This window comes from Streptomyces sp. NPDC052052, assembly GCF_040680455.1.
Taxonomy (GTDB): domain Bacteria; phylum Actinomycetota; class Actinomycetes; order Streptomycetales; family Streptomycetaceae; genus Streptomyces.
In genome coordinates, this window is the sequence record NZ_JBFAWU010000012.1 from 174,350 (window position 1) to 198,759 (window position 24,410).

The 24,410-nt window shown below is 68.1% G+C and carries 21 protein-coding genes and 2 tRNA genes; 8 read left to right on the forward strand and 15 right to left on the reverse strand.

Features of this window, described 5'->3' with window-relative positions; translation table 11 throughout:
* The first annotated feature begins 8 nt into the window (after positions 1–8).
* From AB0L71_RS16960 to pknB, 3 genes are all read left to right on the forward strand, one after another.
* A complete protein-coding gene (locus AB0L71_RS16960; protein WP_365243227.1) occupies positions 9–1,421 on the forward strand; it encodes an FtsW/RodA/SpoVE family cell cycle protein in 1,413 nt (470 codons plus the stop codon).
* Entirely contained in the window at positions 1,418–2,875 is a 1,458-nt protein-coding gene (locus tag AB0L71_RS16965) for a penicillin-binding transpeptidase domain-containing protein (RefSeq protein ID WP_365243229.1), read from the forward strand. Before AB0L71_RS16960 ends, AB0L71_RS16965 begins: the two co-directional genes overlap by 4 nt.
* 167 nt (positions 2,876–3,042) lie before the next feature.
* Positions 3,043–4,992: a Stk1 family PASTA domain-containing Ser/Thr kinase gene (pknB, locus tag AB0L71_RS16970; RefSeq protein WP_365243231.1), complete on the forward strand. Its 1,950-nt coding sequence runs from the start codon at positions 3,043–3,045 to the stop codon at positions 4,990–4,992.
* 219 nt (positions 4,993–5,211) lie between these two features.
* Here the strand turns inward: pknB and AB0L71_RS16975 are convergent, their stop codons facing one another.
* Genes AB0L71_RS16975 through AB0L71_RS17000 form a run of 6 tightly spaced genes read right to left on the reverse strand, consistent with a single transcriptional unit; the run spans position 5,212 to position 9,783 of the window.
* Positions 5,212–5,940: a class E sortase gene (locus AB0L71_RS16975; protein WP_365243233.1), complete on the reverse strand. Its 729-nt coding sequence runs from the start codon at positions 5,938–5,940 to the stop codon at positions 5,212–5,214.
* 27 nt (positions 5,941–5,967) lie between these two features.
* Positions 5,968–7,413 (reverse strand): class E sortase, encoded by a 1,446-nt coding sequence (locus AB0L71_RS16980; RefSeq protein WP_365243235.1) that lies wholly within the window; start codon positions 7,411–7,413, stop codon positions 5,968–5,970.
* A complete protein-coding gene (locus AB0L71_RS16985; RefSeq protein ID WP_365243237.1) occupies positions 7,410–8,048 on the reverse strand; it encodes an aminodeoxychorismate/anthranilate synthase component II in 639 nt (212 codons plus the stop codon). Before AB0L71_RS16985 ends, AB0L71_RS16980 begins: the two co-directional genes overlap by 4 nt.
* Positions 8,045–8,227, reverse strand: coding sequence for a hypothetical protein (locus AB0L71_RS16990; RefSeq protein ID WP_365243239.1), 183 nt, complete (start codon positions 8,225–8,227; stop codon positions 8,045–8,047). Before AB0L71_RS16990 ends, AB0L71_RS16985 begins: the two co-directional genes overlap by 4 nt.
* 57 nt (positions 8,228–8,284) lie before the next feature.
* Positions 8,285–8,989 (reverse strand): class E sortase, encoded by a 705-nt coding sequence (locus AB0L71_RS16995; RefSeq protein WP_365243240.1) that lies wholly within the window; start codon positions 8,987–8,989, stop codon positions 8,285–8,287.
* Positions 8,990–9,015: 26 nt separating this feature from the next.
* On the reverse strand, positions 9,016–9,783 hold the full coding sequence (locus AB0L71_RS17000; RefSeq protein WP_365243242.1) for a DUF881 domain-containing protein: 768 nt from the start codon (positions 9,781–9,783) through the stop codon (positions 9,016–9,018).
* Positions 9,784–9,924: 141 nt separating this feature from the next.
* Here AB0L71_RS17000 and crgA point away from each other — a divergent pair, with 141 nt between their 5' ends.
* The gene (gene crgA / locus AB0L71_RS17005) at positions 9,925–10,179 is read left to right on the forward strand and encodes a cell division protein CrgA (RefSeq protein ID WP_365243244.1); all 255 of its coding nucleotides are present in this window, start codon (positions 9,925–9,927) and stop codon (positions 10,177–10,179) included.
* Between the two features lie 325 nt (positions 10,180–10,504).
* Here crgA and AB0L71_RS17010 read toward each other — a convergent pair whose 3' ends face one another.
* Both AB0L71_RS17010 and AB0L71_RS17015 read right to left on the reverse strand, forming a co-directional pair.
* Entirely contained in the window at positions 10,505–11,404 is a 900-nt protein-coding gene (locus AB0L71_RS17010; RefSeq protein WP_365243336.1) for a rhomboid family intramembrane serine protease, read from the reverse strand.
* A 153-nt stretch (positions 11,405–11,557) separates the two neighbouring features.
* Positions 11,558–12,085 carry a peptidylprolyl isomerase gene (locus AB0L71_RS17015; protein ID WP_365243246.1) on the reverse strand — a complete coding sequence of 176 codons (528 nt, stop codon included), beginning with the start codon at positions 12,083–12,085 and terminating at the stop codon, positions 11,558–11,560.
* Between the two features lie 401 nt (positions 12,086–12,486).
* On the opposite strand from AB0L71_RS17015, the gene AB0L71_RS17020 reads away from it, so the two are divergent.
* On the forward strand, positions 12,487–13,221 hold the full coding sequence (locus tag AB0L71_RS17020; RefSeq protein WP_365243248.1) for a DUF5324 family protein: 735 nt from the start codon (positions 12,487–12,489) through the stop codon (positions 13,219–13,221).
* A gap of 73 nt (positions 13,222–13,294) precedes the next feature.
* On the opposite strand, the gene AB0L71_RS17025 is transcribed toward AB0L71_RS17020, so the two are convergent.
* A tRNA-Ala gene (locus AB0L71_RS17025) sits at positions 13,295–13,367 on the reverse strand.
* Positions 13,368–13,537: 170 nt separating this feature from the next.
* On the opposite strand from AB0L71_RS17025, the gene AB0L71_RS17030 reads away from it, so the two are divergent.
* Both AB0L71_RS17030 and AB0L71_RS17035 read left to right on the forward strand, forming a co-directional pair.
* Entirely contained in the window at positions 13,538–14,086 is a 549-nt protein-coding gene (locus AB0L71_RS17030; RefSeq protein WP_365243250.1) for a DNA-binding protein, read from the forward strand.
* 98 nt (positions 14,087–14,184) lie between these two features.
* Positions 14,185–15,507: a protein kinase gene (locus AB0L71_RS17035; RefSeq protein ID WP_365243252.1), complete on the forward strand. Its 1,323-nt coding sequence runs from the start codon at positions 14,185–14,187 to the stop codon at positions 15,505–15,507.
* A gap of 44 nt (positions 15,508–15,551) precedes the next feature.
* Here AB0L71_RS17035 and AB0L71_RS17040 read toward each other — a convergent pair whose 3' ends face one another.
* The gene (locus AB0L71_RS17040; RefSeq protein ID WP_365243253.1) at positions 15,552–16,937 is read right to left on the reverse strand and encodes a hypothetical protein; all 1,386 of its coding nucleotides are present in this window, start codon (positions 16,935–16,937) and stop codon (positions 15,552–15,554) included.
* 408 nt (positions 16,938–17,345) lie between these two features.
* Positions 17,346–17,480 carry a DLW-39 family protein gene (locus tag AB0L71_RS17045; RefSeq protein WP_003958712.1) on the reverse strand — a complete coding sequence of 45 codons (135 nt, stop codon included), beginning with the start codon at positions 17,478–17,480 and terminating at the stop codon, positions 17,346–17,348.
* 317 nt (positions 17,481–17,797) lie between these two features.
* Between AB0L71_RS17045 and AB0L71_RS17050 the strand changes: the two genes are divergently transcribed.
* A complete protein-coding gene (locus AB0L71_RS17050; RefSeq protein ID WP_365243255.1) occupies positions 17,798–18,169 on the forward strand; it encodes a DUF6344 domain-containing protein in 372 nt (123 codons plus the stop codon).
* A 278-nt stretch (positions 18,170–18,447) separates the two neighbouring features.
* On the opposite strand, the gene AB0L71_RS17055 is transcribed toward AB0L71_RS17050, so the two are convergent.
* The 4 genes from AB0L71_RS17055 to gyrB all read right to left on the reverse strand — a co-directional run bounded on the left by AB0L71_RS17055 (position 18,448) and on the right by gyrB (position 24,079).
* Positions 18,448–18,521 (reverse strand) — tRNA-Ile (locus AB0L71_RS17055).
* 70 nt (positions 18,522–18,591) lie between these two features.
* Positions 18,592–19,200 (reverse strand): DUF3566 domain-containing protein, encoded by a 609-nt coding sequence (locus tag AB0L71_RS17060; RefSeq protein ID WP_365243257.1) that lies wholly within the window; start codon positions 19,198–19,200, stop codon positions 18,592–18,594.
* 93 nt (positions 19,201–19,293) lie between these two features.
* Positions 19,294–21,927, reverse strand: coding sequence for a DNA gyrase subunit A (gene gyrA / locus AB0L71_RS17065; RefSeq protein WP_365243259.1), 2,634 nt, complete (start codon positions 21,925–21,927; stop codon positions 19,294–19,296).
* A gap of 46 nt (positions 21,928–21,973) precedes the next feature.
* Positions 21,974–24,079, reverse strand: coding sequence for a DNA topoisomerase (ATP-hydrolyzing) subunit B (gene gyrB, locus AB0L71_RS17070; protein WP_365243261.1), 2,106 nt, complete (start codon positions 24,077–24,079; stop codon positions 21,974–21,976).
* Positions 24,080–24,410: the final 331 nt, after the last annotated feature.

A 24,410-nucleotide genomic window follows, 5' to 3' on the forward strand; every position in this document is an offset into this window, starting at 1 on the left:
TCAGCACCATGAGCGTTGTCACCAATACGACCACGATCGGCGCGATCGACGCGCCGAGCCGCCGCAACACCGAGCTGATGATGGTGGGCTTCGCCATCGCCATCTCGATTTTCGCCTACGCCAACGTCGGGCTCGCCATGGACGGATCGCTCCCGTCCGGCATGTTCGGATACGGCGGCGGGCTCATCCTGCTCGGCGGCGTCGCCCATCTCGTGGTGCGCAAGTTCGCACCGTACGCGGACCCGCTGCTGCTTCCGCTCGCCGTCCTGCTCAACGGCCTGGGGCTGGTGCTGATCTGGCGGCTGGACCAGTCGCCGAGGCTGATCCAGCGTGCGGAGGTCCTGTACGGCGCCTACAGCCCCGACGCCCCCAAGCAGTTGCTGTACTCGGCAATCGGTGTTGCCTTCTTCGTCGCGGTGCTGATGGTCCTCAAGGACCACCGCATTCTCCAGCGCTACACGTACATCTCGATGGTCACGGCGATGATCCTGCTGATCCTGCCGATGTTCTTCCCGGCCGTGAACGGCGCGAAGATCTGGATCAGTCTCGGCCCGCTCTCGATCCAGCCGGGAGAGTTCGCCAAGATCCTGATCGCGGTGTTCTTCTCCGGCTACCTCATGGTGAAGCGTGACGCACTGGCACTGGCCAGCCGTCGTTTCATGGGGCTGTACCTGCCGCGCGGACGCGACCTCGGACCGATCATCACCATCTGGGCGCTGTCGATTCTGATCCTGGTCTTCGAGACCGACCTCGGCACCTCACTGCTGTTCTTCGGCCTTTTCGTGGTCATGCTGTACGTCGCCACCGAGCGGACCAGCTGGATCGTCTTCGGTCTGCTGATGTCCGCGGTGGGTGCGGTGGGCGTGGCGTCCTTCGAGCCACACGTACAGGCCCGTGTGACGGCCTGGCAGGACCCGTTCTCCTGTTACGCGACCAACGGAGCCTGCGAGCAGATCTCGAACGCCATCATGTCGTTCGGTTCCGGCGGCACACTCGGAACGGGCTGGGGCCAGGGCAACTCCGATCTCATCGGCTTCGCCGCCAACGCCGACTTCATCCTCTCCACCGTCGGCGAGGAGCTGGGCCTGGCCGGAATGATGGCCGTCCTGCTGATCTACGGCCTGATCATCGAGCGGGGCGTCCGCACCGCACTGGCCGCCCGTGACCCCTTCGGCAAGCTGCTCGCCATCGGGCTGTCGGGGGCCTTCGCCATCCAGATCTTCGTGGTGGCCGGCGGTGTCATGGGGCTCATCCCGCTGAGCGGTATGACCATGCCATTCCTTGCCTACGGTGGTTCGTCCGTACTGGCCAACTGGGCGCTGATCGCCATTCTGATCCGGATCAGCGACACCGCCCGCCGCCCCGCGCCGGCCCCCGCCCCGTCCTCCGACGCCGAGATGACCCAGGTGGTCCGACCGTGAACAAGCCCCTCCGCCGGATCGCGATCTTCTGCGGGGTCCTCATCCTCGCCCTGCTCGTGCGGACCAACTACCTCCAGTACGTCCGTGCGGACGAGCTGAACAGCCGTGACGAGAACCGCCGCGTACGCATCGAGCGCTACGCGCACGAGCGCGGCAACATCATCGTCGACGGCAATCCGGTGACCGGCTCGGTCGAGACCAAGGTCGGCGACTTCAAGTACAAGCGCGTCTGGAAGAACGGCCCCATGTGGGCACCCGTCACCGGGTACTCCTCGCAGGCGTTCGACGCCAACTTCCTCGAGAAGCTCGAGGACGGCATCCTCACCGGCAACGACGACCGGCTCTTCTTCAACCGGACCCTGTCGATGTTCACCGGTGAGAAGAAGCAGGGCGGCAATGTCGTCACCACCCTCAACGGCGCCGCCCAGAAGGCCGCCTTCGAGGGACTGGGGAACAAGAAGGGCGCCGTCGCCGCGCTCGACCCACAGACCGGCGCCATCCTGGCTCTCGTCAGCACCCCTTCCTACGACCCCTCGGCCTTCGCGGGCAACTCCGAGGCGGACTCCAAGGCGTGGAAGAAGCTCTCGACGGACAAGGACAAGCCGATGCTCAACCGGGCCTTGCGCGAGACCTACCCGCCGGGCTCGACGTTCAAGGTCGTCACCGCCGCGGCCGCGCTGGAGAACGGGCTGTACACCAGCATCGACGAGCCCACCAAGTCGCCGCTTCCCTGGCGCCTCCCGCTGACCACCGGCAACCTGGAGAACGAGGGCAACATCCCCTGCGAGAACGCCTCACTCCGGGAGGCACTGCGGTGGTCCTGCAACACCGTCTTCGGGAAGATCAGCGATGACCTCGGCAACCAGAAGATGATCGAACAGGCCAACAAGTTCGGCTTCAACAAGGACATCTTCACCCCGGTGCGCGCCGACGCCAGCGTCTACCCCAAGGACAACCAGCCGCAGAACGCCATGGCCGGTATCGGGCAGGCCTCCAACCGCGCCACCCCGCTCCAGATGGCCATGGTCGCCGCCGCGGTCGCCAACGACGGCAAGCTGATGCAGCCGTACATGATCGCCGAACGCCAGGCGCCCAGTCTCGACACCATCTACACCCATGAGAAGGAACAGCTCAGCCAGCCGCTCTCGGCCGAGAACGCGCAGAAGCTCCAGCAGATGATGGAGACTGTGGTCAAGAACGGCACGGGAACCAACGCGCTCATCGACGGCGTCACGGTCGGTGGCAAGACCGGTACCGCGCAGCACGGCCTGAACAACAGCGAGAAGCCGTACGCCTGGTTCATCTCCTACGCCAAGACCGACAAGGGTTCCCCGGTCGCCGTCGCCGTCGTCGTCGAGGACGGCCAGGCCAACCGGGACGACATCTCCGGTGGCGGTCTGGCCGCCCCGATCGCGAAGGCTGTGATGAAGGCGGTCATCAACAGCAAGAGGTGATAGCCGTCACATCGACGGCCGTACCTGCGCGTGGGTATACCGGTCGGATATCAGGTCCGGGCTCCGGGCCGATCGGGTGGCGCCGGGCCGGTAGCGTATGCGCGAGCAGCACACCGCCGGACCACACGCCGGTGCGGTCCGGACTGACGGAGAGGGCTGGAACAGTTATGGAAGAGCCGCGTCGCCTCGGCGGCCGGTACGAGCTGGGCTCGGTGCTCGGCCGTGGTGGCATGGCTGAGGTCTACCTCGCACACGACACCCGGCTCGGCCGCACCGTAGCTGTGAAGACGCTGCGGGTCGACCTGGCCCGCGACCCGTCCTTCCAGGCCCGGTTCCGCCGTGAGGCCCAGTCCGCCGCCTCGCTGAATCACCCGGCGATCGTCGCCGTCTACGACACCGGTGAGGACTACGTCGACGGGGTCTCCATCCCGTACATCGTCATGGAGTACGTCGACGGGTCGACGCTCAGGGAGCTCCTGCACTCCGGCCGCAGGCTGCTGCCCGAGCGCACTCTGGAGATGACCGTGGGCATCCTCCAGGCGCTGGAGTACTCGCACCGCGCCGGCATCGTCCACCGCGACATCAAGCCGGCGAACGTCATGCTGACGCGCACCGGCCAGGTCAAGGTCATGGACTTCGGCATCGCCCGCGCCATGGGCGACTCCGGTATGACGATGACCCAGACCGCGGCCGTGATCGGCACCGCCCAGTACCTCTCCCCGGAGCAGGCCAAGGGTGAGCAGGTCGACGCGCGTTCCGACCTCTACTCGACCGGTTGCCTGCTCTACGAGCTGCTGACGGTCCGGCCGCCGTTCGTCGGGGACTCGCCCGTCGCGGTTGCCTACCAGCACGTCCGGGAGGAGCCGCAGAAGCCCAGCACCTTCGACCCCGAGATCACGCCCGAGATGGACGCGATCGTGTTGAAGGCCCTGGTCAAGGACCCCGACTACCGCTACCAGTCGGCCGACGAGATGCGCGCCGACATCGAGGCCTGCCTCGACGGCCGGCCGGTCGCCGCCACCGCGGCGATGGGTATGCCGGGTTACGGCGGCTACGACGGGTACGGCGACCAGCAGACCACCGCCCTGCGCGCCGCGGACCAGAACGGCGCGCCGACGTCCATGCTGCCTCCGGTCAACCCGGACGACGGCGGCTACGGCTACGACGACCGCCCGGACCGCCGCCGCCAGAAGAAGAACAACACCTCGACGATCCTGCTGGTCGCCGCCGGCGTCCTGGTGCTCATCGGCGCGATCCTGATCGGCCGGGCGGTGTTCAGCGCCAGCGACAGCAACGACAAGGTCGATGTGCCGAACATGGTCGGCTCGACCGTGGCGGAAGCACAAAAACTCGCGGAGAACGCCGACGTCGTCCTCAAGATCGGCGCGCGTGAACCCTGCGAGGACCAGCCCAAGGACAAGATCTGCAGCCAGACCCCGACCTCGGACGACCAGATGTCCCAGAAGGAGACCATCACGGTCGTCGTCTCCACGGGTGCGCCGAAGGTCGAGGTGCCGAGCATCGTGGAGAAGACCGAGGCGACCGCCCGCAAGGAGCTGGAGGACAAGGGGTTCACGGTGAAGGTGAACGCGGTCGAGTCGTCCGACAAGACCGCCGGTACGGTCATCGAGCAGAACCCGCAGGGCGGGTCGAAGGCCGAGAAGAACTCCGAGGTCACGATCACGGTCGCCAAGGAAGCCAGCCGGGAGGTGCCGGACCTGACCGACCGGAACTACGACGACGCGGTGGCCGTGCTCAACGCCATGGGCTTCAAGAACGTCTCCAAGGCCGAGGAGGACTCGGACAAGACGGCCAACACGGTCATCAGGCAGACCCCGGAACCCAACTCGATGCAACCGCTGACCGCTCAGATCGTCCTGACGGTCTCGAAGGGGCCGCAGCAGCCTCAGGCCCAGGTTCCCGACGTCATGAACAAGAAGGTCTCCGACGCCAGGCAGACTCTGAATCAGCTCGGCTTCACGAACATCCAGTTCGCGACGGGCAGCTCTCCGGACGACAACGCCATGGTCACCGGAATCAACCCTCAGCCGGGTGCCCAGGTGGACCCGGCGAACACTCCCATCATCCTCACGACCACAGGTAACAACGGGCACTGAGGCCGATCGCACCACCCATCGGGCCCCGGCACCGCGACGGTGACCGGGGCCCTTTGCTGCCGTCGGGCCGTGTGGTGTTCGGCACCGCGTCGGCGACCGCAGATCGCAGGTGCTCGGGTGCGCCGGGAAAGCGGAGGGCCGGTGCTCGGGTGCGCCGGGAAAGCGGAGGGCCCGAAGCCACAGCATTCGCTCGCGACTTCGGGCCCGGCGTCCGATCGGCTAACGCAGCTCCGCCGGCTTCGTACGGTCCTTGTCCACCTTCTCCGTACGCACCAGCTCGCCCCACACGATGTAGCGGTACTTCGAGGTGTAGACCGGCGTGCAGGTCGTCAACGTGATGTAGCGGCCGGGCTTCTTCGCTCCCGATCCCTTCGGTACCGGCAGCAGGACGTCGACGTTGTACTTGGACGTCTCACGGAGCTCCTTGAAGACCTCGTAGACGTACCAGGTGGTCCGGGTCTCGAAGACGATCGCGTCCCCGGTGCTCACCTTGTCGATGTTGTGGAACTTGGCGCCGTGCCCGTCGCGGTGTGCCGCCAGGGTGAAGTTGCCCTGCTTGTCCCAGGGAAGAGCCGACTTCACCGGCTCGGTGTAGTAACCGGCGATGCCGTCGTTGAGGTTCTCGGTGTCGGTGCCCTTCTTGACCAGCACCTCGCCGTTCTTCATCGCCGGAACGTGCAGGAAGCCGATGCCGTCCTTGGTGTCCAGCTCGCCCGGTCCGTCCGCCCAGCGGTCGCGGACGGTGTGGCCCTGCTTGGTGGCCTCCCGGTCGGCGAGCACATTGGTCCACCAGAGGGAGTAGACGACGAAGAGCCCCAGCACCAGGCCCGCGGTGATCAGCAGTTCACCGAAGACACTGATGACGTTCGCGACATGATGACGTCCGCCGCGCCGCTGCGGGAGCGCGGGCCTGTCGACCCGCTCTTCGTGCTCGGTCCTCGCTGTCACCGCACCCGTCCCTGTCGTGATGATGTTTCAGCCCATGAGCGCGTCGGGCTTCCCCTTGCTGCGCGGTCGTTCGTCGACCATCTTGCCCCAGACGATCAATCGGTACGTGCTCGTGAATTCCGGCGTACAGGTCGTCAGCGTGATGTAACGGCCGGGCCCGGTGAATCCCGAACCGGACGGTACCGGGCCGATCACCGAGACATTGGAGGGCGATGTCTGGGGCAGGGTCTTCGTCGCCTCATACGTGTAGTAGGCGTCCTGGGTCTCGACCACGATCAGGTCACCGGGGCGCAGCCGGTTGATGTAGCGGAACGGTTCACCATGCGTGTTGCGGTGGCCCGCCAGCGCGAAGTTTCCCTGCTTGGCCGACGGCATCGCGGTGCGCAGCGTGCCCTCGCTGTAGTGACCGACCATGCCGCGGTCCAGGACCTTCTCCTTGCTGATGCCCTCGGCGATCGGAGCGACGACATCCAGTTTGGGGATGTGGATGATGGCGAATCCCTGGCCCGCCTCGAACACGCCCGGATTGCGGTCGCCCTTCGCCCAGCCGTCCTGGATCTTGTGTGTCTCCTTGCCGGCGTACTGGTCGGCGCGCACGTTCGTCCACCACAACTGGTACGTGACGAAGAGCAGCATCAGCACGCCAAGGCTGATGAAAAGCTCTCCGACGACCCGGCTGGCGACGACGGCCGGGCTGTCCTTGGCCGCACGCGCCGCACGCCGCGCCTCGACGCGTGACATCGGCTTCGCGGCCGGCGCCGGGCTCTGCGGCTGTGCTGCCGGGCGCCGACGGCCGCTTCTCTTGGCGGCGCGCCGACGCTCCGCACGGCCACCGGTGCGGGGTTCCGGTTCGGCCCTCCCGGATTCCGTGTCCGTTTCCCCGAAGCTCTCCGCATCGCCCACCGGCTCCGACGTCGGCTCGTACACCGGCTCCGGCGTCGGCTCGTACACCGGCTCCGGACCGGGATCCGGCGGCCGGGCCGACGTCGCCCGGCCGGCCAGGAGCCTCGCATCCGCCGTATGCAGACCGATCGTCTCGTCGAGAGGCGGGAAGGACGAGGAGGGCGGGGAGGGCGGGGAGGAAGCAGGGGCGGCCTGCGCCCGGTGTGCGTGCGCGGGCTCCTGCTGCCCGTACCAGTCCCGTTCGAAGCCCTCCGGGTCGTACCACTCCGGCGGGGTCTCCTCGGCCCTCTGCGCCCCAGGTGACGGCTGCGCCGGCCGTTGTACCGAGGGCGGCGCCGACTGCTCCGGCGCCCGGTGCAGCCCTCGTCCTCGCTGCTGCCCCTCCACCCGCTCCCGCAACGGGATGTTGCCCGTCCGGAACCACGGCGAGGCATGCTGCCCCGGCAGCGGATCGTTCAGCGGATCCGCCAGTTGATCGACCGCCGCCTCGAACGCACCCGCGGCCTCATACGCTCCTTGCCCGTACGGGCCGTCCGGTCCCGCGTCGGGTTCCGGGCGGAGTGCGGTCACGCGACGGCCTTGCCCACCACCGGCGCGAGCCCCGTCGACCTCGCGACGGCTCCTGCGTCGCCGCACTGGGCCAGCCAGTTGGCCAGCATCAGGTGGCCGTGCTCGGTCAGCACCGACTCCGGGTGGAACTGCACGCCCTCCACCGGGAGTTCGCGATGGCGCAGCCCCATGATGATGCCGTCGGCGGTGCGCGCCGTCACCTCCAGTTCCGCCGGAACCGTGTCGGGTTCGGCGGCGAGCGAGTGGTAGCGGGTCGCGGTGAAGGGGGACGGCAGACCGGTGAAGACGCCCGTGCCCTCGTGGGTCACCAGCGAGGTCTTGCCGTGCAGGAGCTCCGGAGCGCGGTCCACCACACCGCCGTAGGCCACCGCCATCGACTGCATCCCGAGGCAGACGCCGAAGACCGGGACGCCGGTGGCCGCGCAGTGGCGCACCATCTCGACGCAGATCCCCGCCTGCTCAGGAGTACCGGGGCCGGGTGACAACAGCACGCCGTCGAAGCCGTCCTGGGCGTGTGCGGTGGTCACCTCGTCGTTGCGCAGCACTTCGCACTCGGCACCGAGCTGGTAGAGGTACTGGACGAGGTTGAAGACGAAGCTGTCGTAGTTGTCCACGACGAGGATGCGGGCGCTCACTGGCCTGCCCCCGATCCGGTCGAGCCGTCAACGGTCACGTCACCGAACGGAAGCAGTGGTTCCGCCCATGGGAAGACGTACTGGAAAAGCGCGTAGACGACGGCCAGCACCAGCACGAGCGAGATGAGCGCACGCACCCATGCGTTGCCCGGCAGATGCCGCCAGATCCAGCCGTACATGCTGTCCCCTCCATTCGGTACGGGACCAGACTAAAGGGCCGGGGGCGGCAGCAGGGGTCAGCTGTGGAAAGCCGCCGGCCTGCCCTCGGTGACCGGCTGGGTGGCGTCGAGGTGCGCCCAGGCGATCAACCGGTGGCTGCTGCCCCATTCGGGGTCGCAGGTGGTCAGGGTCAGATAGCGGCCGGGCCCGTGGTAGCCGGATTTGCGGGGCACCGGGTCGATGACCCGGGTGTCGCTCGGCACCGTGCGGTAGGGCTTCCTGTCGATGCGGTACGTGAACCACGTCGTCCCGTCCGTCAGCACCACCGCATCCCCCGGTCGCAGCTTCGGGAAGTCCTTGAACGGATCCCCGTACGTGCGGCGGTGTCCGGCCAACGCGAAATTGCCCGTCGCACCGAGGCGGGCGGTCCCGCTGTAGTGGCCGATCCCCTTCTGCAGGGTCCTGACCCGGGTGTTCTCCAGGACGGGCCACTCCCAGCCCTTGCCGAAGCGGGGTATGTACAGCATCGCGAACGGCTTGCCGTCGCGGTACGCCGCGGCGGGGGCGGGGTCCGCGGCCTCGGGGGAGGTTCGCGGCGCGGGGGTGGGCGTGGTCACCGTTTCCTGCGCCCACTGGTCGTGCAGGGCATCGATCTGCCCCTCGGTCGCACCGGCGGCCTTCACACCGGTCCAGAACAGGACGTACACCACGAAGAGCAGGATCAGGACGCCGATGGTGATGCAGAGTTCGCTGAACGTCCTCACGACCAGTCGTAACGGCACCTCGTCGGCCTCCCCACAGAAGCGTGCTAGTCCCCGGGCTCCGCATAGTGGAGATCCACTGTGCCCGAGTAACCGGGAAGAGTCACCGCCTCGTGCTCGTCGACTTTCCAGCCGAGGCCGTATGCCTTCACATAGAGCAGGTAGTTGCTGATCGCCGGGGAGTCGTCGAGCGCCTGCTTGAGCTCGTCCGGATCACCGACTGCGGTGATCTTGTACGGCGGGGAGTAGACGCGGCCCTGGAGGATCAGGGTGTTGCCGACGCAGCGCACCGCACTGGTGGAGATCAGCCGCTGGTCCATGACCTGGATGCCCCGGGCGCCGCCCGCCCAGAGGGCGTTGACGACCGCCTGCAGGTCCTGCTGATGAATGACCAGGTCATTCGGTTGCGGATCGGGGTAGCCGGGGTTGGCGGTGGCGTTGGACGGGGCGTCATTGAGCGTCACGGACACGGACCGGCCGGTGATCTTCGTGGTGCCCGCGACCCGTTCCAGTTCCTTGAGCCGGGCGGTCTCCGCCTCGGTGCTGCCGTCGTCGCGGCGGACGAGCGCGTCGATGTCCTCGCGCACGGATGCGTTGGCCTCGTCCAGCTGCGCGTTCTTGCCGCTCCGCTGCTGGATGAGGTCGGAGAGCTTCAGCAGCGAGGAGTCGGTGCGGAGGTTGGTGCCCTTGGCCGTGTTGGCGCTGGTGACGAAGATCAGGCCGGCGAGGGCGAAGACGGCAGCGGTGAGCACTCTGGCCGGGTGCCGGAAGATGCGCCGGACCGGTCCTCGGGGGAAGTCGGCAGAATTGCTCAACGTACCCTTATCTCCTTCGGCGCCACGGAAGCACTACGCTAACGGACGCCCCGGGGAGGCAACATTCCCCCTCGCGCCCACCCCCGGCGCCAGCCACAGTTCCCTGCGCGGTCACGCAGCGCATCGACAGGAGAGTTCCTCGTGCCGAAGTCACGTATCCGCAAGAAGGCCGACTTCACGCCGCCTCCGGCGAAGCAGGCAACCAACATAAAGCTGACCAGCCGCAGCTGGGTGGCGCCCGTGATGCTGGCGCTCTTCCTGATCGGTCTGGCCTGGATCGTCGTCTTCTACGTGACCGACGGCGATCTGCCGATCTCGTCGCTGAAGAACTGGAACATCGTCGTCGGCTTCGGCTTCATCGCCGGCGGCTTCGGTGTCTCCACGCAGTGGAAGTAGCACCGCAGGGAAGGTGATCCCCGCGGCACGGCCTGGTCCGGCAGCCCTTGCCCCGGTGCCGTGACACTGGTTACCCACAGCGTTATCCACAGGCAGGGGAAAAGGTCAGACGATCTGTGGATAACTCACCGGTTGTTGACACCGATGTGACTGCCACCTCCTCCGTTCGAGGAGGGTATGCCCCTTGTCGCTGCTGGAAAGCCCCAGCTCAGCGACAAGGGGCACGGTTGTTCCCGCAGAATGCACAAGATCCGGCACCCACTGTGGACAGCTGACCGAGAAAGCCCCCACCAAGCCCCCGGGAAGGGGTGTGGACGGTCTCGGCTCAGGTCAGTGCGGCCGTTCTGGCCACGACGACGGCGATCACCGCCACCAGGACCAGGGCACAGGCCCCGAACTGGACCAGCGTCCGCCGCTCGCGAGGGGCGTGCACCATGGCGATCGCGATCAGCGTGCCGGCGATCAGACCGCCGACATGCGCCTGCCAGGCGATCCCGCCCCAGGGATTGAAGGTGATGACCAGGTTCACCGCGAGGAGCACGAAGACCGGACGCATGTCGTAGTTGAGCCGGCGCATCAGCACGGCGGTGGCCCCCAGCAGGCCGAAGATCGCTCCGGAGGCTCCGAGCGAGCCCTGGACCGGTGCGGCGAGCCAGTAGGTGAGAGCGCTGCCCGCCAGACCGGAGAGCAGGTAGAGCGAGAGGTAGCGGGCCCGGCCGAGGGCCGCCTCCAGCGGACCGCCGAGCCACCACAGCCCCAGCATGTTGAAGAGGATGTGCCACACCTGCTGGTGCAGGAACATCGACGTCACCAGCCGGTACCACTGGCCTTCGGCCACGCCCTCCAGCGGACCGCCGTAGTGGAACGTGGCACGGCCGATCAGCATCAGATCATCGATCAGCGCGCTGTTCGCCCAGACAGCGATGAACACGGCGACGTTGATACCGAGAAGGATCTTGGTGATCAGCCGCGGGTCGGCCGTGACAGCCGCACCGGCGATCGTGCGCGGCCGGGCGGCACCCGGTCCGTGCCCCGTACCGGCTCCCTGGCGGGCGCAGTCCGGGCACTGGAACCCGACCGAGGCATTGACCATGCATTCCGGGCAGATCGGGCGGTCGCAGCGGGTACAGCGGATGTGTGTCCCACGACCCGGGTGGCGGTAGCAGGCGAGTGCGCCGTCCGCCGCGGCGGACCGGTCCTGGTCCCCCGGCGGCTGCTGGTCCATCGGTCCCATCACTTACCGGTCCCCTCGGTGCTCGTCGTGGCGGCAGCACGCACAACACGGCCCTGCTCGTCCGTTATGTAACCAGTACGGACGAGCAGGGGGGTTGGTTCCCGGAAAGGGAATCAGAGCGCGGTCATACGACGACTGCGGCGGTCACCGGTTCTCGACGACGACCGACTCGATCACGACGTCCTGCAGCGGACGGTCGGTGCGCGCGTTGGTCGCGGTGGCCGCGATGGCGTCCACGACCTTCTGGCTGGCGGGATCGACGACCTCGCCGAAGATGGTGTGCTTGCCGGTCAGCCAGGCGGTCGGCGCAACCGTGACGAAGAACTGCGAGCCGTTCGTCCCCGGGCCGGCGTTGGCCATGGCCAGCAGGTACGGCTTGTTGAAGCTGAGGTCGGGGTGGAACTCGTCGGCGAACTCGTATCCCGGACCACCGGTGCCGTTGCCCAGCGGGTCGCCGCCCTGGATCATGAAGCCGCTGATGACCCGGTGGAAGACGGTGCCGTCGTACAGCCGGTCCGTGGACTTCTTGCCGGTCCCGGGGTGCGTCCACTCGCGCTCGCCCTTGGCGAGCTCGACGAAGTTCTTGACCGTCTTGGGCGCGTGGTTCGGCAGGAGCCGGACCTCGATGTCGCCCTGATTGGTCTTCAAGGTGGCGTAAAGCTGCTCAGCCACGATCTGCCTTCCGTAAGTCTTCCGTGAGGTCCACCGATCCTCGCACGGACCGTCCACTCCGGCGCCCGGCCGCCACGGCCGACGCACCTCGCTCACCTTCCTGCCCCATCCGCCTCCCCCCTCGCCGGGGCCGTACCGTCCCGCCCGTCCGCGACTTCCCCGAAGGCCCGGGGTGCCGCTCCCCGCAGGAACAAATGCGTCCAAGCGCGTGACGAACCGGCGCGGGCTGACCGCGGCACTGTCGTCGGCAAGCTCCCCTTGAACCACATGACCTGAATACCTCACTGATCATCTGAATGACCCGTATGCCCGCCCCGCATGCCGGACGGGCGTCCAGCAGGCATGATCTCGAAATGGGTGGAAAGGCGGAGTATCCACCCGCCACCAAGGAGGAGGATCCCGTGACCCGCATCGACAGCGTGCGCGCCGCAACCGACTCGGCGAAGGAAAGCGTGCAGCACGCCGCGGAAGTGGTGGCGCCCTACGCCGACTCGGCCAAGGACCAAGCCGCTCTTCTCGCGTGCGAGGCCCGCGCGCGGCTGGCGCCGAAGATGTCGAAGGCCGCCCGGCAGGCCCGCGTCCGATACGACACCCATCTCGCACCGCGGATCGAGCTGGCCCGCACCCATGTACCCCCCAGGGTCGACGAGGCCGCCCAGCGCGCCGCGCTCCGCACCCGCCGGGCCGCCCGCACCGCCGCGGACTTCACCGTGCCGCGCGTCGAACAGGCGATGGCCGTCGCCCAGCCCATGGCCGAGGAGGCCTCGGCCCGCAGCGCCGCGGCGCTGGCCGCGTTGCGCAGCCCGGTCACCGCGCAGGAGATCCGGCAGCTGGCCAGGAAGCACGAGCGTCGGGCGACGGCCGGCCGGTTCTTCAAGCAGTTCGCCGTGGTCGGCATCGCGGTGGCCGCCGGCTACGCCGCCTGGAGGTGGTGGGACAAGCAGGCCAACCCGGACTGGCTGGTCGAACCGCCCGCCCCCACGGAGGTCTCCGACCAGTCGCCGACGTCCTCGGTCGACGGCAGCGGGCCTTCCCCGCTCGACCCGGAGGGCCGGGCCAGGCAGACCGGCACGGAGACCAAGGGCACGGAAGGCCCGGACGAGGTGGACGGCACCGATCTCGACGACCGCGGCTGAACAAGCTCCCGTACGTACGGCAGAACGGGCGCCGGAGGACCCTGAGGTCTTCCGGCGCCCGTTCTGGCGTCTGTGGAGCCTAGGAGATTCGAACTCCTGACATCTGCCTTGCAAAGGCAGCGCTCTACCAACTGAGCTAAGGCCCCGAAAAGCGGGCACCACCGAACGCCTTGACGCCTCGGTGACCGCCGCAGACCAGAGTACCGGGTACTCCCGGGAATCTTGCAAAAAGATGGGGGCTCCCCGTCGGCGACCACGCTCCGTAAGATGCTCGGCGAGGTTCGCAGCAGCGAAGCCGCAGCGAAGGGGAGACGCCATGGATGTAGCTCAGCAAGAGGCAACGGCAAGAGCCAGGGAGCTTCAGCGCACTTGGTACGGAGAACCTCTCGGCGCGCTCTTCCGCCGGCTGATAGACGATCTCGGTCTGAACCAGGCCCGGCTCGCCGGGGTCCTCGGGCTGTCCGCCCCCATGCTCTCCCAGCTGATGAGCGGCCAGCGGGCCAAGATCGGCAACCCCGCGGTCGTCCAGCGCGTCCAGGCCCTCCAGGAACTGGCCGGTCAGGCCGCCGACGGCAGTGTCAGCGCCGGAGAGGCCGCCGCACGCATGGAGGAGATCAAGAAGTCCCAGGGCGGCTCCGTCCTCACCAGCTCCGGTCAGACCTCCCGTACCGGCGGCGCCCCGACCGTCCGTCGGGTGGTGCGTGAGATCCAGTCGCTGCTGCGATCGGTCGCGGCCGCCGGTGACATCATCGATGCCGCCGACTCCCTCGCCCCGACCCATCCGGAACTGGCAGAGTTCCTCAGGGTGTACGGCGCGGGGCGCACCGCCGACGCGGTGGCGCACTACGAAGGACACCAGAACTAGTGCCGGCCACGGCACTGGGACCCGTCGGGGCATCAGGTCACTGACCCCCCGAGAGCCGAGCACGAGCCGGAACCGGAACTGGGAGCGGGCGCAGCGCAATGGGTGAGGTCTTCGCCGGTCGGTACGAACTGATCGATCCGATCGGACGTGGTGGGGTCGGCGCCGTCTGGCGCGCCTGGGACCACCGGCGCCGCCGTTACGTGGCAGCCAAGGTCCTCCAGCAGAGCGACGCGCACACACTGCTGCGCTTCGTCCGCGAGCAGGCGCTGCGGATCGAGCATCCGCATGTGCTGGCCCCGGCCAGCTGGGCCGCGGACGACGACAAGGTGCTGTTCACCATGGACCTGGTGAGCGGTGGTTCGCTGGCGCATGTCATCGGTGACTACGGACCGCTGCCTCCCCGGTTCGTCTGCACGCTGCTCGACCAGCTGCTCTCCGGCCTGTCCACGGTGCACGCGGAGGGCGTCGTGCACCGGGACATCAAACCCGCCAACATCCTCATGGAGGCCACCGGAACGGGACGGCCGCATCTGCGCCTGTCCGACTTCGGCATCTCCATGCGCAAGGGTGAGCCGCGGCTCACCGAGACCAACTACGTGGTCGGAACGCCCGGTTACTTCGCACCCGAGCAGATGATGGGCGCGGAACCCGATTTCCCCGCCGACCTGTTCGCGGTGGGCCTCGTCGCGCTGTATCTGCTGCAGGGCAGGAAGCCCGACGCGCAGGCCCTCATCGAACACTTCGCCGCGTACGGCACTCCCGGTGCCCCGGAGGGGATTCCGGAGCCGCTGTGGCAGGTCCTGGCGGGGCTGCTGCAACCCGATCCGCAGGCCCGGTTCCGTACCGCCACCGGCGCGCGCAAGGCGCTGACGGCCGCGGTCGAGATGCTGCCGGACCCCGGCGCCGAGGACGAGCCGGTGGAGGTCTTCGACCAACTCGGGCCGCTGCCCGCCGGTTTCGGTCCCGACGGGCCGATCGCGTCCCCGCGGCCGGCCGAACCGAACACGCCTACCGGGCCGACGGTCCAGCAGCCCTACACCCAGCCGCCGACCTCGATGTCGGAGACGGGCAGCTTCCATCTCCCTCCGCCTCCGCAGCAACCCACGTCACTGCCCCACCCGGTGCAACCGGCCGCGCCCCCCGCTCCGCTCCCGGCGCACACAGCCGCCCCCTTCCACGCGACGGACCTCTCACAGGCCCCCATGGCCGCCGTGCAGCACGAACCGGCTCCCACCCGCGCGTACACCACCGGGCAGCCGCAGACCGCCCCGCCCGGGACAGGACCGGCCCCGCACTTCTCTGCCGTTCCCACACCGGCCCCGCGGACGCGTCCGGGACCGCCCCGGAAGGTGGCGGTCCCGGTCCTGGTGGTGGCGCTGATCAGTTTCACCGTGGGCATCTGGGCGCTGGCCCGGGGCTGACCCGCCCGCCGGGAGCCCTCGGTCGTACCCGGCGGCCCCTTCGGCTACCAGGCCTGCGGCGATCCTCCGTACGGCGTCCCACCGCCGTCCGCCGGGCCGCCCGTGAGCGGACCGTGCGTACCGGTCGGGGCCGCCGCAGCGGTCGCCACGCGACGCCGTGCCAGCAGAGTCCACACCCCGAGCCCGAGCACCAGCACCGTCCCCACGCCGATCCCGGTCACGCCGACCACCATCCGCAGGGTGTCGCTCCCGGCCGCCGCCTCGGGGCCGCTCAGGCCGTTCCTCGCCATGTCCTTGTCGTCCTGCGTGACCGAGAAGATCCCGGTGTCCCCGGTGTACGGGGTCTTCCCGGCCGGCCCCTCGACGTCGATCCGGAGAGTCAGCGGAATCGCCGTGTCGCCGTAGGAGTTCGCGATCTTCGGGCTGAGGGACACGGACAGGTAGTACCAGCCGGCGAACCGCATGGCGCTGACGCTGTCACTGAAGTCGTAACGGTTCTCGTACGCCACCGGAGGAAGCGGATCCAGCGACACCGAGGCCGGCTTGCCGGCGTAGGACAGCGGCAACGCGTCGTCGACATGGCCCTGGGCCGGGTTGTCCAGGGACATCGCCAGCGCGTTGCCGACGTACTCGTCGGAGGCCGTGCTGTTGCTCAGGGCGGCGGTGGCGAAGATCTGCTGGCCCCAGTCCACCGGCACGCGGTAGAAGCGGGTCTGCCCCGGCGCGATGTCGTCGGTCCACTCACCGGTGTCCAGGCTGGTCGCGTCGTAGTAACTGCTCCCGCCCGACCGCTTCTGCTTCTGCGGGGCGGCGGTGGGCGGCTCGGGGGAGGCCGACGGCCAGTCCTCCGGCGCCCGGGTCGGCAGGGAACCGGGCGTCTTCAGCTGCGGTTCCGACACATGGCGCAGCTCCAGATCCCATGCACCGGGCGACGACGTGGCCTTGCTCTCCCGCTCGATCAGGACGTTGTACGTCCCGGCCTCCTGGCAGGTGCTGCTGTTGGCCGCCACGATCCGGTGGGCGTACGCCGCGATCGGCCGCGGGAACTCCGCCGACCTGAACCGGGCGTCCTCCTGACTGCACTGCCGGTCCGTGCTGTCCCTGATACTGACCGAGATCCCGTCCCCGTAGGCGACCTGGCCGCCGTCCCTGGGCACGGCCACCACCGAGACGTAGGCGTTCGTCCGCGCGTCGAGGTCCAGGCGGTAATAGAGCTTCTCGCCGGGCTCGATCGAGCTCCGGTAGACCGATCCGGGCGTGAGCGCCGACGCCTCGGTGCTGATCTCCGCACCACTGACCTTCTTCGCCCCGGGTTCGAACGTGTACGCGGCACCCTCGCCCTGCGCGTGCGCCTGCCCCGGCAGCACCGCCGCCGCACACATCGCCGCGACCGCGGCCAGCGCCACCCGGCCCCTGTTGGGCTGCCTCATCACGCGCTTCCCCCTCGTCGTCGGTGCGGCCCGCCCGCGACGCCCGGGCAGGAACACGAGCCCCGCGGTCGCGCTCACCACGGCGCCCGCCCCGGCAGCGGCCGCGATGCCCGTCCATCCTGCCCCGCCCGTACCGCTGCTGTCTTGGACGCCGCTCGAATGGCCCCGCTTGTCGGGCTTCCTGGCCGCGGCACCCGCATGGTGGCGTGGCCGACCGGCTCGTCGCCGCGCGCCGGCGCCCCCGGCGCCACACTGCTCCGCGCGTCCCCTCGACCGGAGAACCAGGCTGTTTTGCTCCCGCAAGCCATGGCTTTGCTTCGGTGCCCCCGAGAACGGGCGTCACGGTCCCGCGACAGCACGAAGCCCCGGCCGCTCAGCGACCGGGGCCCGTTATCAGGCTGTTCTGTCTCACACACCCGAACCTGCGGGCACGGAGTCGGTCGCCTCCGTCCACAGATCCTGCTCGGCGCGATCCGCCTGGATCTGGCGGTACACGAGGAGCCCGCCGATGGCGGCCAGTGCGACCAGGAGAAGCTTCTTCACCGCGCGACCTCGTCTTTCCTTGACGTAGGGGACTTCTGCCGCCCGACTATACACACCGGCCGATATCGTTCGGTGACCTGCCTGCGGCCCAACTCACGCCCGGTACAGAGCGATCATCCGCCCGCTCGCGAGAGCCGTCCCGGCCGAAGCAACCAGCCGCGGCGGCCGTCCCCCGGAGCCCTGTCAAAACCGGTTGAACCATACGAGTGGTGTTCATCAGAAGATCTTCGGATCGGTGGCGTCGGTCCCTGCATTGACGAACTAAGTACACATCATCAGAAAGGTACGCAAACCGGACCACCCGAAAGCGAGGGGCCATGAGCACCTTCAAGCCCAGGAACATCTGGACCGCCTTCGTCACCGCTCTCTTCGCACTCCTCGCCGCACTGGGCTTCATGAGCGCCCCGGCGGCGGCCACCGAAGCAAGCACCACGGAGCCGAGCACCACGAACCAGGAGCACACGGGTGCCGCCCCGGTCACCGCGTCCACCCCGTCGGTGCGATGGACCCTTCCCCGCGACAGGGCACTGCCCCCGACGATGAAGCAGCGCATCCGCGCCGAGGCGCACGGCTCCTCACCCGTCACCCGGCATCTGTCCGCAGACACGACGGACGCCGCGAAGACCAGCGGCACCACCCGAGCCGCCCACGGGGCCCGGGCGGGGGACGGATCCCTCCTCCCGCCATGAAAGCCCTGCTGAGAGCCCCGCACCTGACGCACCGAGCCCTCGGAACCGGTCTCGCACCGGACACGGGGGCTTCTTCGTGCGCCCGGACCTCTCGCGGTGCGAGGACATGAGCCTGTCCCCTGCCGTACGCAGCCCCATGGGGCGGCACCGCACACCAGGAACACGAGGCGGCTCCCCCTCGCCTCCCCGCGCAGGCGCACACCACCGCAGCCACACACACGACCCCACGCAGAAGGCCCGGTCTCTCCGAGGAGATACCGGGCCTTCTGCTGTCACTGTGGGGCTAACAGGATTTGAACCTGTGGCCTCATCCTTATCAGGGATGCGCTCTAACCAACTGAGCTATAGCCCCGCCGCGCTGCGCGCTGACCTCTGAAGATTAGCGCACGTCGGGGCCAGTCCCAAAATCGATACCCTGCGCGCTACTCGTCCTCGGCCAGCGTGAGCTCGACGCCGCCCACGAAGCCTGCCGACAGGTTGTAGATGAAGGAGCCCAGAGTCGCCAGCGCGGTCGCCAGAACCACGTCGATCACAGCGATGACCGAGGTGAAGAGGAGGACCCTCGGCAGCGACAGGAACGACTGGAGATCGAAGCCACTGTTGTCGTTCGAACCGGTGGCCTCGCTGATCGTGCCGCCCACGGTGGAGAAGACGCCCATCGCGTCCATCACCATCCACAGGACCGCGGACGCCACCACCGTGCAGATGCCGAGCGCGATGGAGAGCAGGAAGCTGACCTTCATCACCGACCACGGGTCGGCCTTGGCCACCCGCAGCCGCGCCTTGCGGGTACGCGGAGTGGTCCGCGCACCGGTCCGCGGTCGCCGGGCACCCTGCGCGGCGCCGGCTTCCTGCGTACCGCCCTGTGGGGCGTACGGCCGACCGCCCTGGGGCCCGCCCGCGGGCGAGGGGTAGGCCTGCGGCGGGTGGTACGGCCCGCTCGCCTGCCCCGGTGCGGGCTCGCGCTCACCGGGCAACGGCCCGGTCGCGTAGCCCTCGTACTGGGGCTGAGGCCCCCGGGTGTCCGTCACTGTGCCCCCTTGGGAGTCCGTGGCGGGGCCACGGGCACCGTGCGCTCCTGCTCCGGAAGCAGCCGAACCGGCGCCCGTGGCTCCACTCACGCTTTACTCCTCGTGCTCCCCGGCCGAAGGCGACGTGCCTTCGACATCTCCCTCGACCGTGCTCTCGGCAGCCTCTGCCGTCGCAGCCTCGGCGTCCTCGGACCCCTCGGCCTCTTCGGCCTCGTGGTCCGCCTCGGCGTTACGGGCGATACCGACGACGGCATCGCGCTTGCCCAAGTTGATCAGTTGGACGCCCATGGTGTCACGGCCCGTCTCCCTGACTTCATTGACTCGCGTACGAATCACACCGCCGCTGAGCGTGATGGCGAGGATCTCGTCCGACTCCTCGACCACCAGCGCGCCGACCAACGAGCCGCGGTCCTCCACGATCTTGGCGGCCTTGATGCCCAGGCCACCGCGGCCCTGGACGCGGTACTCGTCGACGGGGGTCCGCTTCGCGTACCCGCCGTCGGTGGCAGTGAACACGAACGTACCGGGCCGGACAACATTCATCGAGAGCAGTTCGTCGCCTTCGCGGAAACTCATGCCCTTGACGCCCGAAGTGGCACGCCCCATCGGACGCAGCGCCTCGTCCGTGGCGGTGAACCTGATCGACTGGGCCTTCTTGCTGACGAGCAGCAGGTCGTCCTCGGCCGACACCAGCTCCGCGCCGATGAGTTCGTCGGGAGTGCCTTCGTCACCATCGGCCACCTCCCGGAGGTTGATGGCGATGACACCCCCGGAACGCGGCGAGTCGTAGTCCTTGAGCGCGGTCTTCTTCACGAGACCGGCCTTGGTGGCCAGAATCAGATAGGGCGCGGCCTCGTAGTCACGGATCGCCAGGATCTGGGCGATCCGCTCGTCCGGCTGGAAGGCCAGCAGGTTGGCGACGTGCTGGCCACGGGCATCGCGGCCGGCGTCCGGGAGTTCGTAGGCCTTCGCCCGGTACACCCGGCCCTTGTTGGTGAAGAACAGCAGCCAGTGGTGCGTGGTCGACACGAAGAAGTGGTCGACGATGTCGTCTTCCTTGAGCTTCGTACCGCGCACGCCCTTGCCGCCGCGCTTCTGCGAGCGGTAGTCGTCCGTCTTCGTGCGCTTCACATAGCCGCCACGCGTGATCGTGACGACGATGTCCTCCTCGGCGATCAGGTCCTCGATGGACATGTCGCCCTCGAAGGGCACCAGCTTGGAGCGCCGGTCGTCGCCGAACTTCTCGACGATCGCCGCGAGCTCCTCGCTGACGATCTTCCGCTGCCGGTCCGGCGACACCAGGATCGCGTTGTACTCGTTGATCTTCGCCTGGAGCTCGTCGTGCTCCGCGGTGATCTTCTGGTGCTCCAGCGCGGCCAGCCGGCGCAGCTGCATCTCCAGGATCGCGTTCGCCTGGAGTTCGTCGATCTCCAGCAGGCCCATCAGGCCCTCACGCGCGACCTCGACCGTCTGGCTGCGCCGGATGAGGGCGATGACCTCGTCGATCGCGTCCAGCGCCTTGAGCAGACCGCGCAGGATGTGCGCCCGCTCCTCCGCCTTGCGCAGACGGAACCTCGTGCGGCGGACGATGACCTCGATCTGGTGCGTCACCCAGTGGCGGATGAACGCGTCGATCGACAGGGTGCGCGGCACACCGTCGACCAGGGCCAGCATGTTGGCGCCGAAGTTGGTCTGCAGATCGGTGTGCTTGTAGAGGTTGTTCAGGACGACCTTGGCGACCGCGTCCCGCTTCAGCACGACGACCAGACGCTGGCCGGTGCGCGACGAGGTCTCGTCACGGACGTCCGCGATCCCGCCGACCTTGCCGTCCTTCACCAGATCGGCGATCTTCTGCGCCAGGTTGTCGGGGTTGGTCTGGTACGGAAGCTCCGTGACGACCAGGCACTGCCGGTTCTGGATCTCCTCGACCGCGACGACCGCCCGCATCGTGATCGAGCCACGGCCGGTGCGGTACGCCTCCTCGATGCCCTTGCGGCCCACGACGAGCGCACCCGTCGGGAAGTCCGGGCCCTTGATCCGCTCGATCAGCGCGTCCAGGAGTTCCTCCTGGGAGGCCTCCGGGTGCTCCAGGTACCACTGCGCACCGTCTGCGACCTCGCGCAGGTTGTGCGGCGGGATGTTGGTCGCCATACCGACCGCGATCCCCGCGGAACCGTTGACCAACAGGTTCGGGAAGCGCGCCGGCAGAACCGTCGGCTCCTGGTTGCGGCCGTCGTAGTTGTCCTGGAAGTCGACGGTCTCCTCGTCGATGTCCCTGACCATCTCCATGGACAGCGGCATCATCTTGCACTCGGTGTACCGCATGGCGGCGGCCGGGTCGTTGCCCGGAGAACCGAAGTTGCCGTTGGAGTCCACCAGTGGCATGCGCATCGACCACGGCTGCGCCAGTCGCACCAACGCGTCGTAGATCGACGAGTCACCGTGCGGGTGGTACGTACCCATGACGTCTCCGACGACACGGGCGCACTTGTAGAAGCCCTTCTCGGGCCGGTAGCCGCCGTCGTACATCGCGTACAGCACCCGGCGGTGGACGGGCTTCAGGCCGTCCCGTACGTCGGGCAGCGCACGCGAGACGATGACGGACATCGCATAGTCGAGGTAGGAGCGCTGCATCTCCGTCTCGAGCCCCACGGGCTCGACACGCATGCCCACGCCGGCGGCGGCGGGCTCCTGCTCGGGTGTCACGGGGGTGTTCTCGTCGGCCATTGCTGGTCAAAGTCCTTTCGAGCGGCGGCTTGCGGATACGGCCGACTCAGATGTCGAGGAAGCGGACGTCCTTGGCGTTGCGCTGGATGAACGAGCGCCGCGCCTCGACGTCCTCGCCCATCAGCACCGAGAAGAGGTCGTCGGCCTGCGCCGCGTCGTCCAGCGTGACCTGGCCGAGGACCCGGTGGTCGACGTCCATCGTGGTGACGCGCAGCTCCTCGGCGTTCATCTCGCCGAGGCCCTTGAAGCGCTGGATCGAGTCTTCCTTGATCCGCTTGCCGTTCTGCTTGCCCAGTTCGACCAGGGCGTCGCGCTCCCGGTCCGAGTACGCGTACTCGAAGTCGTCCCGGCCCCACTTGATCTTGTAGAGCGGCGGGCGGGAGAGGTACACGTGCCCGGCCTCGACCAGCGGACGCATGAAACGGAAGAGGAACGTCAGCAGCAGGGTGTTGATGTGCTGACCGTCGACATCGGCGTCCGCCATCAAGATGATCTTGTGGTAGCGGAGCTTCTCGATGTCGAAGTCCTCGTGGACCCCGGTACCGAAGGCCGAGATCAGCGCCTGGACCTCGGTGTTCTGCAGGATCTTGTCGACCCGGGCCTTCTCGACGTTCAGGATCTTGCCTCGGATCGGCAGGATCGCCTGGTACATCGGGTTGCGGCCGGACTTCGCCGAACCACCGGCGGAGTCACCCTCGACGATGAAGATCTCGCACTTCGTCGGGTCGTTGGACTGGCAGTCGCTCAGCTTGCCCGGCAGCGAGGCGCTCTCCAGCAGCCCCTTGCGACGGGTCAGGTCACGCGCCTTGCGGGCCGCGACCCGGGCCGTGGCGGCCGCGATGCCCTTGCGGACGATGTCGGCCGCCTCGTTGGGATTGCGGTCGAACCAGTCCGTGAGGTGCTCGTGGACCACCTTCTGGACGAAGGTCTTCGCCTCCGTGTTGCCCAGCTTGGTCTTGGTCTGGCCCTCGAACTGCGGCTCGCCCAGCTTCACCGAGATGATCGCCGTCAGACCCTCACGGATGTCGTCACCGGTGAGGTTGTCGTCCTTGTCGCGCAGCAGCTTCTTGTCCCGCGCGTACTTGTTGACCAGCGTGGTCAGCGCGGCGCGGAAGCCCTCCTCGTGGGTACCGCCCTCATGCGTGTGGATCGTGTTCGCGAAGGAGTAGACGCCCTCGGTGTACTGCGTGTTCCACTGCATGGCGATCTCGGCCGAGAGGAGACGCTCCTTGTCCTCGGCCTCGATGTCGATCACCGACTGGTGGATGACATCGCCCTTGCGGGAGTTGAGGTACTTCACGAAGTCGACGATGCCGCCCTCGTAGTGGTACGTGACCGAGCGGGCCTGCTTCTCCTCGGCGGTCTCGGCGACCTCGGCGACCTCCGCACCCGAGGTGGCCTTCGCCGACTCGCGCTCGTCGGTGAGCTTGATCGTCAGGCCCTTGTTGAGGAAGGCCATCTCCTGGAAGCGGCGCGACAGGGTCTCGAAGGAGTACTCGGTCGTCTCGAAGATGTCCCCGTCGGCCCAGAAGGTGACCGACGTGCCCGACTTGTCGGTGGCCTCGTTACGGGCCAGCGGAGCGGTCGGCACACCGAGCTTGTAGTCCTGGCTCCAGCGGTAGCCGTCCCGGCTGACCTCGACGGACACCCGCGAGGACAGCGCGTTCACCACGGAGACACCGACACCGTGCAGACCACCGGAGACGGCATAGCCGCCGCCGCCGAACTTGCCGCCGGCGTGCAGCACGGTCAGCACGACCTCGACCGCCGGCTTCTTCTCCGACGGCACGATGTCGACCGGGATACCGCGGCCGTTGTCGATGACACGGACACCGCCGTCGGGGAGGATCGTGACGTCGATGGTGTCCGCATGCCCGGCCAGCGCCTCGTCGACCGAGTTGTCGACGACCTCGTACACGAGGTGGTGGAGGCCACGCTCACCGGTCGAGCCGATGTACATGCCAGGTCGCTTGCGGACCGCGTCCAGGCCCTCGAGGACGGTGATCGCGCTGGCGTCGTACGAGGCGCTGACCTCGCCGGAGGCCGATGCTTCGTCCAAGGCGTTCGCCTCGACGATCTCACCGGGTGTGGACGGATTGTTCTCGTTGGGGTTGCCGGAATCGGCCACGAAGCGCCCTTTCTGGCACAGCACAGGCCGTTCTCCGGACAGTCGGGAGCGGCTGCGTCGTTCGGCTTGTATCGACGACTCCCGCGAATATGCGGGATTACCCACCAGTCTACCGGTAGCACTGACACGAATGGGGGCTTGCCGGTACCTGAGTACGCATGTGCCGCCCTGAACCAGAGCCTGACGACTCCCCATATTCAGGAAGGGCTCTCAAGAGGCTCACGCGGGCATTGAGCGCTTCGACCTGTCAACCTCCCGCTACCGTGCGGGACACCCCACCCCACCCGCACCCCTCCATCACCCGTACAGAACAACGAGGAAGCGGCGGACGGTGCCACCTCGAAGACGGCAAATG